The sequence below is a fragment of the Nostoc sp. genome (assembly GCF_036917465.1).
Taxonomy (GTDB): domain Bacteria; phylum Cyanobacteriota; class Cyanobacteriia; order Cyanobacteriales; family Nostocaceae; genus Nostoc.
The window spans coordinates 1-17734 of the sequence record NZ_JBALDL010000062.1; the positions used below are offsets into that span (position 1 = coordinate 1).

Genomic DNA, 17734 nt, shown 5'->3' on the forward strand with positions numbered 1-17734 from the left:
GATGCGGCATTTGCAGAAGTGACGATAGAAAATTTAGTGGGTTGGTTTACTCACTGCTGCTACTGTACTTCATAAGACTGATAATTGCTATATCAAAAGGGCCAAAGTAATAAGTACAGCGCGGAACAGTGGTGTTAACTTCTACCCACCAGGCGAACTCTGATTGATTAGATTGAAGTAAATTCATCATGGATACCAATTATTAATTTAACTTGATTTTGTTTTCTACACTGGCATTTCTTGATAGCAGTAGCTACAACGCCAGTAAGCTCTCCCTGAACTCACGTGACGGAGTAAAGCATTTGAACAGCAAACACAAGTATATTTTCCCTTTATAGATTGACTCATTTCTGTAGATATATAATTCTGTCTAGAAATACATATCAAATTATTTGGATGCGTAAAAAAATGTTTCATTTTCAAAGCCTCATCTGCTAAATTTATGTAGCTGATATTGTTGCTATTTTTCGCGTAACTTTGAAGATAAATATAGCGTTTCCGTAATCATCCGAGATACATCATAGTCCACGCTCAAAGAGTGGGGGGTGGGTTTCTTGTACTTCACTCAACTGAGAAACGCTAAAATGAATATTTAAATACTAATAAGGTAATCGTAAAAATAAAATTTATAATTGGGTTTAGCAACGAAAACTAACTTATTAATATTTTTAAACAAGTAGTATTGAATAATGTTATTGTCTCAAATATTGCCTAAGTTAAACAACCCTAAAAAACATTAAATCTAACTACCAGCCTTGCTTATAGATAATTCAAAGCCTCTCTCCTCTTGGGAGAGAGGTCTAATATTTAAGAACAGTTAATCTACTTAAAATATATCTAGACAATAATGAGGTAATGACTATAAATAGTTTCTACCTCTGAGATGTTATTCACTATCTATATATTTACCGAGGAATCAACAATGATGTGGAAGACACCGTTATCATCAGCAGCATCGGATTTAGATGCTCTGACTTATCATCTGTATTGAAATTATTGAAAGGAGCAATTTTAAAACTTGAACCTTCAATCGGGTTTATGGGTATTACCTTACCGGAAACGATGTGATATGTCAGCAGTTCCTGAATCTTATTAATATTGTTAAGCAATGTCTCTACAGTACCTGCTGGAAGGTTGTCAAATGCTTGACTTGTGGATGCAGAGGCAATAAATGAGTCAACCCCTTTGAGAGTATCTATCAGATTGGCGGCCTTGATTGCATCAACTAGGGTGCTAAAAGAACCAGTGTTAACGGCAGTATCAATAATATCAGTCATTCATTTAACTTGCTTGTGTGTAATTTACTTATTATTTTTAGCATGACATCCTAGTGTTATAAATCATGTTTGAGTAAGTGGTTGAGTAGCGTATAAATTGTATGATTTTAGCTAAAAAAATTAAATAATTAAAATCCGGCAGAATTTAGGAGGCAATGGAAAAATCTTGTTAGCGACAATCCAAGATATTTTATCTAATTTGCGGTGTATTACAGAATTTGTAACAGAGTATACATTATTTTTAATTATTTGCGTTTACCTGTTTATATAGCAGTCCTAAATCACTCGTGAAAAGTTAGATCACCGACAACTTTTACGAAGTCGGGGATCTGGAGACTGCGAATTTTGTCAGTTAAGGATTTTGGGTAGTGATTTTAGACACACAAGTTAAAAAATGCTCTACCCACATTTTTGTCATTTAGGAGAGGCTTTGAAGTGAATGTCAGAGTGTATTGCATCCATAGACGTGTAGCGGCTACTCTGCGAGTTCTCCGACGTACGAATTATTTCACTTTTTCAAAACTACATTGAAAGAATTTAAATACCCAGTAATAGTTTTAGCTAATGTCTTTTGCTGTTTTTTTGTAGTTATTGCCATTACTTGATATAGCCTTCCTTGGGCAATATACATTCTATTTATAGTGATTTTCCCTCCAGAATTGATGTACTCAATTTCTTTACCAGGATGATTATTATAACTACGAATATTTCGTTGACTGATTAGATTACTTTTCGTAGTCTTTAAAGCCATATCCCGCGCATTATTAAGTACAGCTTGGGGGTCAGTTATTTGACCATAACTATAAGGAAAATCATTGTAAGCAACTATGTATGCGATTTCCTGTTTTGGTGGTTGAGCAACAAATATTTCTAAGGTAATTTCCCCCATGTAAGTTTTTTGGGATTCGGTATTTCTGTTGGGGTTTCCCGGCATCAAAATAGTAAAGCGCCCATCTGGAGCGGTGTATACCTTCCATTTTGGCTGCACGGGTTTAGCGACGCTTGGTTTGACAACAGCCACCGGAGGTTTGGGTTGACGTGCTTCCACGAAAATAGAACCACCACAGATAAAGGTGGTGGCGATTAATGGCAACAGACTTTTAACTGTCATAAATTTTGCCTTTTGAGATACCGATCTCACTGATGATGCTAGCTGTTATAACCTAGCAGCGCATAAAGCAGCACCTATTAGCCCCACTTCCGGGTTGAGGATAATATACACGGGTATTTCTTCGAGGAGGCGGCGCATTCTGCCTTTTTGGGTGAAGTTTAATAAGAAACCACTATTTTGGATTAAGGGGAGAATTTTGGGCGCAATCCCACCAGCAATGTATAAGCCACCATAAGGTAGGAGTTTCAGGGCGAGATTACCAGCTTCTGCACCATAAGCTTCTATAAATAATTGCAAGGTTTGTTCGGAAAGGCGATCGCGTCCTTCTAATGCGGCTGTACCAATAACAGCACCAGGATCGACACTTTTCTCTTCTTGTCCGGCTTCTTGTTCCCAAGTTCTGACGACTTGGGCGATATCTGGTGATTCGTGGGCAAATTTGCGATCGCGCAAAAATTGATAAATTGCCACAATTCCCATTCCAGAAACCACCCGTTCTACAGAAAGGCGCTGGATATCATGTTTACCCAGCAGGTATCTCAACAGTTGAAATTCCATCTCGTTCCGAGGAGCGAAGTCAGCGTGTCCACCTTCTGAGGGAAAAACTTGATAGTTGTTACCCTGTTTGATTAAAAATCCTTGTCCTAAGCCAGTACCAGCACCAATAATCCCAATCGGGGCTTCAGGTTGAGATTTGCCAACTTGTAACGTCAGCAAGTCTTGTTTTTGTAAACCTACAATGCCATAGCCAATGGCGGCGAAGTCGTTAATCAAAGAAATATGCGGGATACCTAATTCTTCTTGTAGACGTTCGGTATCCAAAAACCAGGCTAAATTGGTCAGCTTGGCAGTATTTTTGACAATGGGGCCTGCGATCGCAAAACAAGCCTTTTCTGGTATTGGTGTATTAGCTTTGACCAAAAACTGCTGCACTATGGGTACTAAATCGGGAAAATCAGCACTGTGGTAACTTTCCTGATAAATAGTATGTGGATTTGGTGAATCTGATGTTTCAACCAATCGAAGAATAGTTTTCGTACCGCCGATGTCTCCTGCTAGTAATAAAGTCATAGAACTTATTCGGGGATTAATTACTTTATTTGTGGGATATACCCAACCTACCAGAAGCTATCAACACAAATATCTATCAGAGGTTTAAGCAAATCGAATCACTTCCTCTATGTGGGTTAAATGAGAAGTATCTCCCTTCAGTTCTAGCAACCATTCTGGATCTTCGCGTACCACTTTTACTAGAGAACATAGAGAAGCCTTGACTTCTGTTTTGGCAATTTCCCCCACTAGCCCCATTGCTCCCCCCAATACAGATGCCCCATGTGCTACAAGCAGAATATCCTCTGGGAAGAACTCAGTAGCTAAACATCTAGCAGTTTGCCCAGAACGTTCTCGCACTTTTTCGTGAGTTTCAGGATATTTGGCAGCAATGCGCGAAGTATAGCTGGTGTCAATCCTGGGGAATAATTTTGCTAACGCTGGAGTTGAGAGTCTTTCGGGTTCTTCCGTCATCCAAGCTGGATTTAGCCATTCACTCAAACCTGTTTCGAGTTTAATTGGCAAGTTGAGCAGTTCTGCAACTGCATTTGCCGTTTGTACGGTTCGCAGGAAAGGGGAAGCGAAAATATGGGAAATCTTTTCTTTTTTCAATCGTTTCGCTAAATGTTGTGCCTGCACCATACCATCATCAGACAAGGGCGGATCGTAACGTCGTTCGGCGGTGAGAAACCAATCAGGGTTTACGAAATCGAGGCGGTTAGCGTGTCTTGCTATCCAGACTATTTGACTCATGGGTTTAATTATTCCGATGAATAGAATTCGCCGCTAAACAAATATAGATATCTGCAAGGAGGGCTGCAAATATTAATATAGGACATTATTTGTAATAATTTGTAATAATATAAATAATTTGGAAAACTTATCAATATAAATTAGTTAAGATTGTGTAATGAATTTAAATATAAATACCAGATTGGGATGGTTCAAACCAAACTCCACACTCAATAACTGATAGTAGATGACTAATTGTAATTGTTTTGAGCGCACCGTGACGTTTGCGATAGTAAGATTCAAAAAGTAAAAAAAATAAATGTGGTTCTTCATGGAAGTAGCAGCAAAAAGCAAACCCTTGCCAATCTACGCCAAACTGTTCAGCAATTTTACAAAATAGTACATCAACATCATCGCCATCTATTTTGAGGTCTTCCCGAAGCCGTGTATTAAGAGCAATATGTTTTATTTGTACACCCAGTTCATGAGAAAGAATTACTGCAAGTTGGTTAAATCTATCTGTAAATGACATAAAGCCAGAGATCAATCTATATAATTTGCTTATAACTTTAACCATCCAAATAGTTGCCCTACAGTTAGTTGAAGATCGCTAACTAAATCGGGAACTGGTAATATTTCTTGTTCTTCTTGTAAAAGTTCTGGTTGCTGCTTTGGTGGATAGACTAAAACAGAACGCTCATCTGGATCAATCAGCCAACCAAAGCGACTACCATGTTTTAAACAATGTAGAATATTTCCGGTTACTTTAGTCTGGCTTTGATCTGGCGAAAGAATCTCAATCGTCCAGTCGGGATAAGTATTGAAGACATTAGCGACATCTCCCCGTTCATCTATGGGAATCCGTTCCCAAGCAAATACTGTTACATCAGGTACAATTGAACGTCCGCCAAAAGTACACCGTAACTCTGGAAATGCAAGGGCAATTTTTCGACTTTCAACTACTGCATTTATACCTGTGACTAAGTTACCCTGTAATTTACTATGTTTTCCCTGTGGCATTGGTTTTTGAGTAATTTGACCGTTGATGTATTCACTAGCTGGTTTTGTTTCTGGTAGTTTCAAAAACTCTTCTAAACTTAGGGATTTAGTTAGCGATTTTACCATTTACTTTTGCCTTACAATTATTCATATATAACAATAAATTATCTATAGCTTAAAAGCTGAGATCCCCGACTTCTTAAAAAAGTAGAGGATCTTGTAGTTCACGATTTTACCCTAAATAAGCTTTTTTAACTCGCTCATCACTAATTAATTCTGATGCTGCACCTGATAAAGTGATAGAACCGGCTTCCAAAACATAACCGCGATCGGCAATTTGCAGTGCTAGATTAGCGTTTTGTTCAACTAATAAAATAGTCACGCCTGTAGCCCGGAGATTTTCAATAATCGAGAAGATTTCCCGGACGATCGCAGGGGCTAAACCTAAGCTAGGCTCATCTAAAAGTAAGAGTTTTGGTCTACTCATTACAGCCCGTGCGATCGCTAACATTTGTTGTTCACCACCGCTCAGAGTTCCTGCTAGTTGATTGCGTCTTTGAGACAAACGTGGAAATAGGTCAAATTGATGCTGAATATCTGCTTTAATCTCCGCTTGATTGGAGCGAATGTAAGCACCTAAAAGTAAGTTATCAAATACTGTTTGTCGCGCTAATACTCTGCGTCCTTCAGGACAATGGGCAATCCCAAGTTGTACAAGTTCGTGAGTTTGGCGACGGGTAATATTATGTCCATTATAAATAATTCCGCCACTCTTAGGATTAACTACTTTAGATATGGCGCGGAGTGTAGTAGTTTTACCAGCACCATTAGCACCAATTAGAGTCACTACCTCGCCTTTTTGAATAACTAAATTAATCTTTTTCAGAGCTTGAATACCGCCATAATTTACATCAAGTTCTTGAAGTTCTAAAATTGTATAATCTGGTCTACTTTCGGATTTCATGGCGGTTTACATCCAGAAATGTTGATTCAAAATCTAAGATACATCAATCATACATTTCTTAAAACAGTGCGTAGACATTGTTTAAACTTAAAAACCAACGCCAGAATACTGCAATCTTTATGATGTACCATTAATTACTGATAAATATATCAAGCGTCCTGTGGCAAAAGCAGCAGATATTGGTAGCAAACGACTAATTAATTTAGCTCCCGATGCATGGGTACAGTGGGTGACACAGCGTCCTGAAGTCGTAGCGAAAGAAGTTCTCGGCTCTGAGTTTCAGTGGATTAGCCGCGAAACAGATGTGTTGGTGAAGGCATACAGTGCCACTCACGGAGATTTTCTAGTACTAAATGAACTACAACTGCGTTATACAACACAGATGCCTCTACGCATGAGAGCATACACAGCATTAGCACAAGAACGCTATCGATTGCCAACTTACCCAGTCCTCATTAACATTTTACCGCCTCCATCCACCTTAACTATTGTCAATAGTTACGAGCAGGAATTTCTGGGATTACGTGCCATCCAAGATTATCGCGTAATTAATTTGTGGGAAATCGATGCTGAAATAGCGTTTGAGCAACCACTACCGTCGTTGTTACCCTTTGTGCCAATCCTCCGAGGAGGGGGAGAGGTATTAGTCGTGCAACGCGCATTACAGGCGCTACAAGCAGACCCACAGTTGAACCAATTAGAATCATTGCTAGCATTTTTTGCTAGCTTTGTCTTAGACACGCCTTTAGTGCAACAAATCATGAGGTGGGATATGACAGTATTGCGAGAATCGCCTTGGTATCAGGAAATTCTTAACGAAGGTGAGGAACGTGGTCTTCAGCAAGGTCTTCAGCAAGGTCTTCAGCAGGGTGGACGACAACAGTTAATTCGAGTATTGCGACGACGTTTTGGCGAAATTCCTCATGAAGTAGAAGCAAGGCTTGAGGGTGAAAGTGTCGAACAATTAGAAATTTTAATGGATAGCGCGATCGCAGTGAGTTCTGTAGACGAATTTGTGAAAATTTTGTTTACATGAATTCTATAGGAGATATGAAGTTACCATAAATCTTACTTACTGAGTGTATCTATACCTTGATGACAAAGCCTGCTGATGTTAGTACCAAAAAATTAATCAGCCTCGCACCCAATAACTGGGCAAGATGGGTAACGCAGATTCCTGATATTGTTGCTGGAGAAATTCTAAATAGTGAATTTCAATGGATTAGCCGAGAAAGTGATGTTTTAATCCGTGTCAGTAGTCCCCAACATGGAGAATTTTTGCTTCTCAACGAATTGCAATTACGCTATAAGTCGAACATGCCACGTCGGATGCGTGCTTATGCTGCGCTTGCGGAAGAAAAATATGACTTACCAACATACCCCGTTCTGATCAATATTCTTAAAACTGGTAACAACGAAATACCTACAAGCTTTACATCAAATATTGCAGGATTACGGGCAATACAGGATTATCGGGTAATTAACCTGTGGGAAATTGATGTCAACATTGCTTTTCAGCAACCCTTACCATCCTTACTGCCATTTGTACCCATTCTCAAAGGTGGTGAAAATGAATCTATTATTAGAGAAGCATTGCAAATTCTCCGTGCTGATGAACAACTAAACCAACTGGAAACAGTTCTAGCTTTTTTTGCTACGTTTGTTTTAGAGAATACGCTCGTTCAAGAAATCATGAGGTGGGATATGTCCGTATTACGTGAGTCACCTTGGTATCAAGAAATTTTACGCGAAGGAGAAGCACGCGGGGAAGAACGCGGGGAAGCACGCGGAGAAATGCAAGGAATACTTTCTGCTATTGAAATTAATTTAGAGTTGAAATTCGGCGATCGCAGCTTAAACTTAATCCCACAAATTAAGCAGATTCAAGATTTAGAGCGTTTGAAGACAATTTTACGGAATATTGTCACTGCAAATACTATTGAGGAATTGCAACAGATTTTGTAATTCTCAAGTTAAGTTATCATTCATTTCCCAAATATGCTTCAATTACAGCTGGATCGTTTCTAACTACAGATGGTTCACCCAAGGCAATCAACTGCCCAAAATCTAACACGGCAATGCGATCGCACAAACCCATAACCAAGGGTACATGGTGTTCAATCAGAATGATCGTCAAATTAAACTGTTCTCGCAGACTGCGGATAAATTCGCTCAGTTGGTGCTTTTCGTTGGGATTCATCCCCGCCGCAGGTTCATCGAGGAGTAAGATTTGCGGTTCTAGGGCTAAAGCGCGGGCAATTTCTAGCCGACGCTGATCGCCGTAAGCAAAGTTTTTGGCTTTTTCGTCAGCGCGATCGCTTAAGCCTACCATATCCAATAATTCTAAAGCTTTCCGCCTACTTTTTTTCTCTTCCCGACGGGCTGGCGGTAATCCCAAAACTCCTGTTAAAAAATTACTTTTATTATCCAAATGTCGAGCAATTATGACATTTTCTAACGCTGATAATTCCCCAAATAAGCGAATATTTTGAAAAGTCCGAGCAATACCTAAACCTGCGATTTGATGCGGACGTAGTTGGGAAATATTAGCACCTTGATAGCGCAATTCTCCACTAGAAAGGGGAATAAAAGCTGTAATCAAATTAAACAGTGTTGTTTTACCAGCGCCATTAGGGCCAATTAATCCAAAAATCTCATGTTGATTAACTGTAAAAGATACATTATTCACTGCCACTAAACCCCCAAAACGGCGAGTCAGTGATTTGGCTTCTAAAACAATGTTATTTGTCATTGCGCTGTGGCTTTAATCAAATCGGCTGCTTTTTCACCCATCATAATTACTGGTGCGTTTTGATGTTTTAAAAATTAACTTTTTCAATTTTGTTTGAAGGGTTTTCAAAATATCTGGAGTTACAAATCCTTGGGGAAAAAATATAGTTCCTAAGACTATTAATATACCATAAATAATTAATCTCCCATCTCGTAAGAATTGGGATAACCAATTGGGTAATCCGGCTATATCGGCTATTCTTCGTAAAATAATTTCTAATAAAACTTTCAGGACAATAGCGCCGACAACCGAACCTAAAAAAGTTCTAGAACCACCTATTAGTACAATCGTTAAATAGGTAATACTAGCATCAAACGTACCTTGTCGAGCATTCCAAGTATTGAGAAAATGAGCGCTGATTACACCTACAATTCCGGCAAGAATCGCTCCGAGAGTAAAAGCTAAAACTTTGTAATAAGTGGGGTTAATTCCCATTGCACTGGCGGCTAATTCATCTTCGCGGATGGCGATGAATGCTCTACCTGTACGAATGCGTTCTAATCGGTAAAATAATACCATACTAATTAACAGTAATGGTATGGCAATCCACAAATATTCTATTTGGCTTTGGAATGGTTGAGGAATACCAAAAATCCCGACAGCACCACCTGTAATATCTAAATTTAAGGATACAACTCGTAAAACTTCTACAAAAGCGATAGTTGCGATCGCTAAATAAATACCCCGCAACCTTAATGCCGGAATTCCGACTATTACAGCTAATATACCGGAAAATAAACCAGCGATTAACATTTCTAATAAAAGTAATGGAATGGGAAATAAATTATTACTAGATGGGAAAACTTTTGTAGATAAAATCGCGGCAATATATCCACCTAAAGCATAAAATCCAGGACTAGCTAAAGACAATTGTCCAGCCATTAGTGGTAAGTAAAGCGATAATCCTAATAAAGCCTCCAATACCATGTAGACTATTGATGATTCATAAGTAGAGAAAAATTCAGCCATTGTAAAATATTTTAATTAAGCTATGACTTTTATTAAGCTGTTAATATTTCCTCTGCTGTTAGCGCCAATTCAGGAAAAGTCCGTGACACGATTCTTTCTGAACCTCTAAACTGTGTACGTTGATATTTACCTTCAGCATCTAGTAGAAAAACAAACACAGCCGGAACTTTGGGATTTCCCAAATACTCTCTTAAACCAATTGCCAAATAATCCACAATCCAATATTCTGTAATCCCTAAGCGTTGATATTCATCCAATTTATCAATGTAGTCATCTTCCCAATTAGTTGATGTTACCTCGATAGCTAACTGAATGGGTTCTTCAAGTGCAGAATAAGCAGAACGATTTGAACGCCATATATCTTTATCTATAACACTAATATCAGGCTTGCGCCCTTGTTCTATTCCATTGACAGTTATAGTTCTAAAAACTGCTGTATTTTTTACTACATAATTCAGATTTAGACGTTTAATTTCATCTTTGAAACAGTCAGCCGCAAAATCAGCTACATCATCATGATTTCTAGTTGCACGCACTTCTACAATTTCTCCATCCACAAGTTCATATAAACCTTCCTCTGAACACTGTTCCAAAAAATCATCAAAAGTTAATTTTTGTTTAGTGTATGTTTTCATCGCGCTACGTCTCTTTAAACTTTCTGAATAAACCGACGACCTAGCAAACCTTGCGGTCTAACTAACAACATGATAAATAGTATTCCATAAGCTACAGCTTCTTTGTAGCCGGAATATTCCGCCGGCACAAAAGCTTCAACTAACCCAATGAGTAATCCTCCTAAAACTGCGCCGGGAATACTACCTAAACCTCCTAAGACAATTACTGCTAAACCCCGCAATCCAAAAGCAATGCCGAAATATGGGCCAGCAATACTAACACTAGAAGCGACTAAAGTTCCTGCTAATCCTGCTAAAAAACTACTGATGAAGAATGTTAAGATGATAAAACGATCGCTATTAATCCCTAACAAACTAGCTGTAGTCGGATCTTCTGCGATCGCTTGCATTGCTTTACCATACTTAGTCCGATTGATAAAATAGGTAATAATTGCCACAATCAAAACTGATACAGCAAAAATTATTATTTGAACGGTGCGAATGGGAATTTCCTTTTCTTGAGTACCAAAGTTAATAGAAGGTGGTAAATTCCCATAAGTATCTGCGGGGTATGTGTAACTTTCTGCGCCTATTAAATACTGGATTAAGTTCACAATTACCACTGCTACCCCCAAGCTGGAAACAACAGTTAGTAAAGGATCAGATCCTTGACGGCGCAAAGGTTGAAAAGCAACCCGTTCCATCACAACCCCTATTAATCCTGCTAAGGTACTTCCTAAAATCAAAGCTATAGCAAATGGTAATTTGATTGGCAAGGCTGCATTAGCTAGCAAGCCATTAAATCCAAAGCTACCACCCATAAGAGCATAGGTGAAATATGCGCCCAAGGTGAAAATTGCACCATGAGCTAAATTAATGATACCCAAAATCGAATACACTAAGGTATACCCTAATGCAAAAATTGCATAGATACTACCAATAGATAATCCGTTCAAAAATTGCTGCAAAAATAGAGTTATATCCATGTTGCAACTATTTTATAAATACGAATTTTCCAGTATTTCCATCTTTATCCATCTTAATTCGGGCGACATAAAATTCGCTTTGAACTACATCACCTATTGGTGTAAAACCGATCTTACCTAATGGAGTATCATACTCTCCAGTGAGTATTTCCTTGTTCAATTCTGTCCGCAGTTTATCAAGAGATAATGTGCTGATTTTAGACTTTTTATCCAGCTTTTTAAGAGCTTCAACATACACTTGCACTGCCGCGAAAGCTTGACCGGTAAATTGGGCTGGTTCTTTCTTGTACTGCTCAATATAGGCTTGGCGAAATACTTTATTAATCTCACCAGGATATTCAGGACTGTAAGCTTGAGCAATCAGCACACCATCGCAAAGGGCTTTACACACTGATAAAACATTGGGTGTATTCAGACCATTACCACCAATAATTATACCTTTATAACCTAGTTCTCGCAGTTGCCGCACTAAGTTACCACCATCGGCAGCTAGTCCCGAAATAATTACTAAATCTGGTTTTAAGTTAATTGCATTAGTAGCTTGGGCTTGAAAGTCTGTATCAGTAGTTTGGAACTTTTGAACTGTTACTAATTCTAGCCCTTGTTCTTTAACTGTTTGTTGAAAGATTTCTGTTTCTGATTTGTTAAATGCATCATTTTGGGCGTAAAAAACTGCCACTTTTTTAATTTGAGGATTCTGCTTGAGTGCAGCTTTCACCGAATTAGGGGCAACTATAGAAACAGGGGCAGATACACGAGCTACATAATTACCAATTTCTGGAATTCCTTTTGCGGTATTTGATGCTCCAATAACTGGAACTTTAGCACGTTCGGCTATGGGATCAGCACTAAAAGCTTGCTGTGATAAAGTAGGGCCAACAATACCAACAACTTTATCTTTGTTAATTAAAGTTTGAAAAGCGTTAATTGCTCCAGCTTCATCACCGCTAGTATCTTGGGCTATTAATTTAATAGGAGTGCCATTAATACCACCTTTACTATTGAAATATTTCTCAGCAATTCTGGCTCCCACAAATCCTTCTTGACCAAGTAATGCTACGTTGCTAGTTTGTGCTAAAGCGATACCGATGGGAATAGCACCCGATATAGTCGTTGTCTGGGTAGTGTTAGTAGTAGTGTTATTTGTAGTACTGTTTGGAGTATTAGTTACAGAGCCACCGCCACCACCACAGCCTGTTAGTAGCAAAGCGCAAGTTGATAATAATGCTGTTGTCTGAGCGATCGCGTTATTCATCGTTAAATAATCATGCAGTTATTAGATATTCTGCAAAAGTCAATAAGGTCTGCAAACTAAATTAGGCAGTTTATATTTTTGCAAGAATTTTATTTTATTAAATCATTTTTATTTGATTATGCAAATAAAAATATTCCAAATGTTTGTTATTCAAGTTATTAGAATTAATAATAATTTAACTATTCGCAGCTCCAAAGGAAGGGTGCATTACAGCTATGTAAATATTTTAGGTTTAAAAGGGTAAAAATTAGTACAAAAATTAAAAAGAAAGAATACCTATACTGCAAGCTTTTTACCCAGTTCAGATGGTAGGTTGATTTCCGCCATGATGTCCTAGCTGTAACGTACAACGTACCCTATAATTTAAGGTTTACTTTAAAAATCATTTCTTAGAGAATGTTTTAAAACTCCTTTTGTCGGTATCAAAAGTTTTAGATTACTCTAAATCTCTTAGTTTAACTAAAGTTACTTGAATAGAGAGGTTAAGAGGGATGTAAAGGTGCTTAAAGTCACAGTTAAACACTTTTAATACAACTTCTTATACAATTAGGTATTTGATGGAAAAAGTAAATTGATAATCACTTAGAGAATGTTTGAAAAGTAGTGTTGTTAACAGCAACTTTATAAACTTAACCTCATGTTCAACTTTTTATTATCTCTCCCTAATCCTCTTGTTTTAGGAGAGGATTAGAGAAAAGTTTTTGTTGATGAATGGGGGTTTCAAAGCCTCTCACTTGTGAAAAATTTGGGTTTGAGAGGGCTTATACTATACTTTACAACTTTTCAAACACCGTCTTATGACTACTTAACCTTGTGTGTAATTTCATTTATCGTTCGCACGGTCAAGATTTCCGTATTGGCTATTAAATAATCCTAAACGCTGTTTGATTACCAAGTAAATCAAAGCAGGATTACCAAAGACATAACGCTTCCACAAGCGTCGAGGCTCTGTTAAAAGCCGAAAGAACCACTCCAGCCCTAATTTTTGCATCCAAACTGGCGATCTTCTCACCATGTTGCTAACTAATTCAAAGCTGACACCAATACCGACAGAAATCGGTACACCTAAATGCAAATAATTGGCAGCGATCCATTTTTCTTGTTTTGGTGCTCCCAAACCAACAAATAGGATATCGGGAGATGTTGCTGTAATTTTTGAATTGATTGAAGCTAATATTGTTGGCTGAGATTCAAACCCGTAAGGAGGACAGTAAGTACCTACAATCTGCAAGCCTGGATGTCTGGAGACAAGAATTTCTTGAGCTTTTTCAGCAGCACCAGGGCGACCTCCTAATAAAAAGACCTTCAATCCTTTTTTAGCAGCAATGGCGCATAGTTTCTCGAACAAATCTGTACCATTAACTCTACCATTAAGGGGAGTTTGTAAGAACTTGGCTGCCCACAGCAGCGACACCCCATCTGGTACTACTAAAAAAGCCTTGCGATAAATTTCTCGGAAAATGGCATCCTTCTGCAATGCCAAAATATGCATAGCATTAGGAGTAACTACATATTCTGCCTTACCCTTAGAGAGTACATGTTTGACGATTCGCTCTACGACTTCATCAAAATTGTAGTTATCAATTTCAACTCTGCAAATATTGATTTTCATTAGTACTTCCAGCTTAATCCAATTTTGATAACGACCGATAGATATCTGCTAAACGAATGGAATAGTTTTTAATATCAAATGGTTCAACACTTTTTCTCGCAGCGCTTCCCAGAGAGAGCCTTAAAGTTTCATTTTCAATCAGTAATTGTATAGCTTCTGACAATTGTTGAATCTTTCCTTCTGTAACTAGCAGACCATTTTGATTTGAAATCACTAATTCAGGAATACCTCCTACAGGGGTTGAAATTACGGGTAATCCCCAGCCCATAGCTTCTAGAATCGCCATAGGCAGACCTTCATTGTAAGAAGGTAAAATAAATACATCTGCTTTTGACAACACTTCATCCCGTTTTTGGGAATTAATCCAGCCCAAAAAAGTTACATTGTTTATCAGGTTGAGACTAACTGCTAATTGCTGCGCTTTTTCGATTTCACCATCTCCTGCCAGAATTAGCTGGGCAGATTTTTTTTGAGAATCTGGTAAGTTAGCAAATGCCTGAATTAAATCAAATGCACCTTTCCGTTGACCGACTCGCCCACAAAACACCAAAATGATTTGAGTCCGATTTTGGCGGTCAGGAACCTGTATAGGTAATTCGCAAGGGTTAGGCAAGATAATAACTTGCTTCGGATTTAAACCCAGATTTAAGACATAGTAATCATGCCAAGTTTTTGAAAGAACAATAAACCCTTGACAACGCTGAAATACTGTATTTAAAACTTTTTGTGCTAGTTGAGGTAGTTTAGCATAGGTTACTTGAAATTCTGCACCATGAGCGTGTATCAAGAAGGGCTTATTAAATATCAAGGCAAAAACACAAAAAATAGCTTTTCTCAGAACACTACCACCATCAGACATGTGAATATGTACAGCATCTATTTTTTGAGTAAACATTATCCTTAAGAATTTTGCTAATGCTTTAGCAAAAACAATTATTCTGTGGTATACTGAGCCTTCATCATGAGTGGTTATATGCTTAATTTTAATATCATCAATAACATGCTGAATTATCAGTTTTTCAACTGATGCTATTCCTCCATTTTGTTCTAGACTAGCCCCTAACATCAATATCTGCATTTGGTTCATTCACATCAACCTATGTAATTCTTAAGTAATAATTCAGGTCTAAAGCAAAAGAATTCAAAATGTAGCATGTTGAAAATCGCTAATAATGTCTTTAATAGCCTGTTAAAACAAGTCAATCATGGAACCTCCTTGATGACATACGCTTGTAGTACCCTAAGGAACTCAGTATAGCGACTGTAAGACCTTAAGAATTTTACTCTTTTTCCCAAATTTCTACAAGTTTTTACTCAAGTACCATCCACCCTTAATTTTTTGCCTGTATAAGTTTGTCCGTAATGCCTCTTAAGGCTCTTTTATATATTTCTGAGAAAAGAAAAATAAGATTCTGGACTTGAATATTTTTCAACGCCTTGCTCGACTGGCAAAGCTAAAGAAATCTTGTTTGGAGCCAAGCACCGAGAAACAAGGTTTAGAATACTAAACCCCTCCAGAATTATTTTATGGTAAGTAGAGCCTTTTTAGCTTGCTTCAATTGACATCTGCGATATACAGCGCTTCCGGCTATTATGCAATACAGTTTTCCTCTAGCCCCTCTCCTATCATAGCTTTCAGCTTTGAGGATGTACCTCATAGCCGCCGAAAGTGCTGTAAGCACAGAAAAATCTATCAAATCGAGAGCTAACTAAACTTGGGATTTTTTCAATCCACAATAATTGGTTGCAAGAGGTATATTATTTAATGGGAGTAATATAAAGAGCGTTAAAGCTTATTTTAATTGCCAACTAATTCTTTTGGTTCGTAGTGACGGCAACCGTTACATGGGCCGTCGGGATTTACAGCACAACGCATGTAGCCAGATCGAGCATTAAATTTGCAGCTGATGTCGCCAATCAGATAACCTACCCCTTCTAAATAATAGCGATCGCTCTCAACTGGTGTAAGGTTTTGTCGTCCCTGCACCACTGAAAAATTCATACCTGCTTGCCTCATTCGTAAGCGCGATCGCGTATGGGTTTTACGGATCGCCCACAGAGAAATCAGGGACGGTAAAAAACCAACGGCAATTACTAAAAGTGTGTTTAACACCTTCTTTTTACCTCTTCTATGCGCTGATTGATTGTCCCTGATGTTGCACTCTGCTTTACGGAAGTGCAAATATTAGGGCAGTTTTGTCTAATTGCAACCATAGTTGGCGGCCATTAGCAATGGCAGTGTAGTATCTAGCAATTTTAACGAAGAAGTTCCTTCTGCCACTTCAATCAGCATAACTGTTACAACCCCAGGCGTGAACTGCCGTTGAATGTTGATAATTTTAAGATTTGTTGACTAATGCCTTTTTACACAAGTGTCTTGTGTCAGCCTCCGCCCCACTCTTGTTTTTTCTGTGTCGCTGCGATGCTAATCTTTTTTTGGTTTGCTGACGAAGTTGCTGTGCTAACAGTGCAGCTTCCCTTTCGGCTCGGAATAAATCAACTTTTCGCGTTGTCAAAATAAATGATTCATCAGGCTTTCGTTTTACCCAAGGGACACTAACTGCGAAATACTGACAAATGTGTTTGCCTATCTCTTTCTTCAATAGTGGGTAACGTTTTTGACTATTCAGTGTGTTAGCGATCGCTTTCAACTCCAATATCGCTGCTTCTAACTCTCGCGCCATCTGATTGATGCGCTCAACTTGTGTTATCAAACGCTCCCGTTCACTGATGATTTTTTCCTGTTGCGGTTGCAGTGGAACTATTGCAGTAGTTACAGGTTGAGGCTGCAATAGCGAAACTTTCAGCAACATGGGCTTTTTGTCCGTGTCTAGAATTTTTTTCATACTACCTCAAGTAAGGCTAGCTGACTTTTAAGGCATTTTAGCAGCAATTTAGTATATTTGTACTATATATTCGATATGAGGTTTAATCTGAGGAATTATGCGGGTAATTAGTAAAACTATACACACTCTAAAGTAATTTACGTAGACCAAAAGCGGTATTGCTTCTACCTGCATTATTTGCGTAAGTCCTACTGCTATATAAGTACAAAAGACTCGCCAGCGCTGATAATATTTCTAAGTAGAACGACAGGGAAAACCTAACTATGTTGATAAAATCAAAGCAGATTCTAACCCCCTTTCCTCCTGCTTTCTGCCTTCTGTGGTGAGGGGCTTCCAGTTAAAAAAATATCCCATTGTAGGGGCGCAAGGACTTGCGCCCCTACAAATGTGCAAATAATTTGGGATAATTTATTTTCTGCAAGTCCCTGAGATAAACCAAGGTTTGTCTCAAGAGCAGTGAATAAGTTAAGTTGTTCCACATTTAACTTGCATAAGCTGGGCAGGCAAGATGCCCGCCCCACAATATTG

19 protein-coding genes are annotated in these 17734 nt (G+C 38.3%); 2 read left to right on the forward strand and 17 right to left on the reverse strand.

Annotated features, from left to right (window positions below; translation table 11 throughout):
• Positions 1–46: 46 nt before the first annotated feature.
• The 8 genes from V7K38_RS13845 to V7K38_RS13880 all read right to left on the reverse strand — a co-directional run bounded on the left by V7K38_RS13845 (position 47) and on the right by V7K38_RS13880 (position 6133).
• On the reverse strand, positions 47–190 hold the full coding sequence (locus tag V7K38_RS13845; protein WP_334858560.1) for a DUF1816 domain-containing protein: 144 nt from the start codon (positions 188–190) through the stop codon (positions 47–49).
• A gap of 715 nt (positions 191–905) precedes the next feature.
• Positions 906–1277, reverse strand: coding sequence for a fasciclin domain-containing protein (locus V7K38_RS13850; protein WP_334858562.1), 372 nt, complete (start codon positions 1275–1277; stop codon positions 906–908).
• 508 nt (positions 1278–1785) lie between these two features.
• Positions 1786–2388: a hypothetical protein gene (locus tag V7K38_RS13855; protein WP_334858564.1), complete on the reverse strand. Its 603-nt coding sequence runs from the start codon at positions 2386–2388 to the stop codon at positions 1786–1788.
• A 45-nt stretch (positions 2389–2433) separates the two neighbouring features.
• Entirely contained in the window at positions 2434–3459 is a 1026-nt protein-coding gene (locus V7K38_RS13860) for a glucokinase (RefSeq protein ID WP_334858565.1), read from the reverse strand.
• 84 nt (positions 3460–3543) lie between these two features.
• Positions 3544–4191, reverse strand: a complete 648-nt coding sequence (locus V7K38_RS13865; protein ID WP_334858566.1) for a histidine phosphatase family protein — start codon at positions 4189–4191, stop codon at positions 3544–3546.
• A gap of 163 nt (positions 4192–4354) precedes the next feature.
• A complete protein-coding gene (locus V7K38_RS13870) occupies positions 4355–4702 on the reverse strand; it encodes a DUF1493 family protein (RefSeq protein WP_334858567.1) in 348 nt (115 codons plus the stop codon).
• Between the two features lie 29 nt (positions 4703–4731).
• On the reverse strand, positions 4732–5295 hold the full coding sequence (locus tag V7K38_RS13875) for a Uma2 family endonuclease (RefSeq protein ID WP_334858568.1): 564 nt from the start codon (positions 5293–5295) through the stop codon (positions 4732–4734).
• A 106-nt stretch (positions 5296–5401) separates the two neighbouring features.
• Positions 5402–6133: an ABC transporter ATP-binding protein gene (locus V7K38_RS13880; protein ID WP_334858569.1), complete on the reverse strand. Its 732-nt coding sequence runs from the start codon at positions 6131–6133 to the stop codon at positions 5402–5404.
• A 160-nt stretch (positions 6134–6293) separates the two neighbouring features.
• Here V7K38_RS13880 and V7K38_RS13885 point away from each other — a divergent pair, with 160 nt between their 5' ends.
• Positions 6294–7169, forward strand: a complete 876-nt coding sequence (locus V7K38_RS13885) for a DUF4351 domain-containing protein (protein WP_334858572.1) — start codon at positions 6294–6296, stop codon at positions 7167–7169.
• A gap of 59 nt (positions 7170–7228) precedes the next feature.
• Complete coding sequence (locus V7K38_RS13890; RefSeq protein ID WP_334858574.1) at positions 7229–8098, forward strand: Rpn family recombination-promoting nuclease/putative transposase; 870 nt, start codon at positions 7229–7231, stop codon at positions 8096–8098.
• 16 nt (positions 8099–8114) lie between these two features.
• On the opposite strand, the gene V7K38_RS13895 is transcribed toward V7K38_RS13890, so the two are convergent.
• The 9 genes from V7K38_RS13895 to V7K38_RS13935 form a co-directional block, all read right to left on the reverse strand.
• Complete coding sequence (locus tag V7K38_RS13895; protein WP_334858575.1) at positions 8115–8885, reverse strand: ABC transporter ATP-binding protein; 771 nt, start codon at positions 8883–8885, stop codon at positions 8115–8117.
• A 33-nt stretch (positions 8886–8918) separates the two neighbouring features.
• Entirely contained in the window at positions 8919–9893 is a 975-nt protein-coding gene (locus tag V7K38_RS13900; protein ID WP_334858577.1) for a branched-chain amino acid ABC transporter permease, read from the reverse strand.
• A 32-nt stretch (positions 9894–9925) separates the two neighbouring features.
• The gene (locus V7K38_RS13905; protein ID WP_334858579.1) at positions 9926–10528 is read right to left on the reverse strand and encodes a Uma2 family endonuclease; all 603 of its coding nucleotides are present in this window, start codon (positions 10526–10528) and stop codon (positions 9926–9928) included.
• A gap of 14 nt (positions 10529–10542) precedes the next feature.
• Positions 10543–11493, reverse strand: a complete 951-nt coding sequence (locus V7K38_RS13910; RefSeq protein WP_334858581.1) for a branched-chain amino acid ABC transporter permease — start codon at positions 11491–11493, stop codon at positions 10543–10545.
• Between the two features lie 7 nt (positions 11494–11500).
• Entirely contained in the window at positions 11501–12748 is a 1248-nt protein-coding gene (locus V7K38_RS13915) for an ABC transporter substrate-binding protein (protein ID WP_334858583.1), read from the reverse strand.
• An 823-nt stretch (positions 12749–13571) separates the two neighbouring features.
• Complete coding sequence (locus V7K38_RS13920; RefSeq protein WP_334858585.1) at positions 13572–14360, reverse strand: WecB/TagA/CpsF family glycosyltransferase; 789 nt, start codon at positions 14358–14360, stop codon at positions 13572–13574.
• A 13-nt stretch (positions 14361–14373) separates the two neighbouring features.
• Positions 14374–15447: a glycosyltransferase family 4 protein gene (locus V7K38_RS13925; RefSeq protein ID WP_334858586.1), complete on the reverse strand. Its 1074-nt coding sequence runs from the start codon at positions 15445–15447 to the stop codon at positions 14374–14376.
• A gap of 711 nt (positions 15448–16158) precedes the next feature.
• Positions 16159–16473 (reverse strand): DUF6464 family protein, encoded by a 315-nt coding sequence (locus V7K38_RS13930; protein WP_334858587.1) that lies wholly within the window; start codon positions 16471–16473, stop codon positions 16159–16161.
• Positions 16474–16699: 226 nt separating this feature from the next.
• Positions 16700–17206: a hypothetical protein gene (locus V7K38_RS13935; protein ID WP_334858588.1), complete on the reverse strand. Its 507-nt coding sequence runs from the start codon at positions 17204–17206 to the stop codon at positions 16700–16702.
• Positions 17207–17734 lie beyond the last annotated feature (528 nt).

Bases quoted from the DNA above. Each gene is read 5' to 3' on its own strand.
- V7K38_RS13845 (WP_334858560.1), bottom strand. From the start codon at position 190: ATGATGAATTTACTTCAATCTAATCAATCAGAGTTCGCCTGGTGGGTA.
- V7K38_RS13850 (WP_334858562.1), bottom strand. From the start codon at position 1,277: ATGACTGATATTATTGATACTGCCGTTAACACTGGTTCTTTTAGCACC.
- V7K38_RS13855 (WP_334858564.1), bottom strand. From the start codon at position 2,388: ATGACAGTTAAAAGTCTGTTGCCATTAATCGCCACCACCTTTATCTGT.
- V7K38_RS13860 (WP_334858565.1), bottom strand. From the start codon at position 3,459: ATGACTTTATTACTAGCAGGAGACATCGGCGGTACGAAAACTATTCTT.
- V7K38_RS13865 (WP_334858566.1), bottom strand. From the start codon at position 4,191: ATGAGTCAAATAGTCTGGATAGCAAGACACGCTAACCGCCTCGATTTC.
- V7K38_RS13870 (WP_334858567.1), bottom strand. From the start codon at position 4,702: ATGTCATTTACAGATAGATTTAACCAACTTGCAGTAATTCTTTCTCAT.
- V7K38_RS13875 (WP_334858568.1), bottom strand. From the start codon at position 5,295: ATGGTAAAATCGCTAACTAAATCCCTAAGTTTAGAAGAGTTTTTGAAA.
- V7K38_RS13880 (WP_334858569.1), bottom strand. From the start codon at position 6,133: ATGAAATCCGAAAGTAGACCAGATTATACAATTTTAGAACTTCAAGAA.
- V7K38_RS13890 (WP_334858574.1), top strand. From the start codon at position 7,229: ATGACAAAGCCTGCTGATGTTAGTACCAAAAAATTAATCAGCCTCGCA.
- V7K38_RS13895 (WP_334858575.1), bottom strand. From the start codon at position 8,885: ATGACAAATAACATTGTTTTAGAAGCCAAATCACTGACTCGCCGTTTT.
- V7K38_RS13900 (WP_334858577.1), bottom strand. From the start codon at position 9,893: ATGGCTGAATTTTTCTCTACTTATGAATCATCAATAGTCTACATGGTA.
- V7K38_RS13905 (WP_334858579.1), bottom strand. From the start codon at position 10,528: ATGAAAACATACACTAAACAAAAATTAACTTTTGATGATTTTTTGGAA.
- V7K38_RS13910 (WP_334858581.1), bottom strand. From the start codon at position 11,493: ATGGATATAACTCTATTTTTGCAGCAATTTTTGAACGGATTATCTATT.
- V7K38_RS13915 (WP_334858583.1), bottom strand. From the start codon at position 12,748: ATGAATAACGCGATCGCTCAGACAACAGCATTATTATCAACTTGCGCT.
- V7K38_RS13920 (WP_334858585.1), bottom strand. From the start codon at position 14,360: ATGAAAATCAATATTTGCAGAGTTGAAATTGATAACTACAATTTTGAT.
- V7K38_RS13925 (WP_334858586.1), bottom strand. From the start codon at position 15,447: ATGAACCAAATGCAGATATTGATGTTAGGGGCTAGTCTAGAACAAAAT.
- V7K38_RS13935 (WP_334858588.1), bottom strand. From the start codon at position 17,206: ATGAAAAAAATTCTAGACACGGACAAAAAGCCCATGTTGCTGAAAGTT.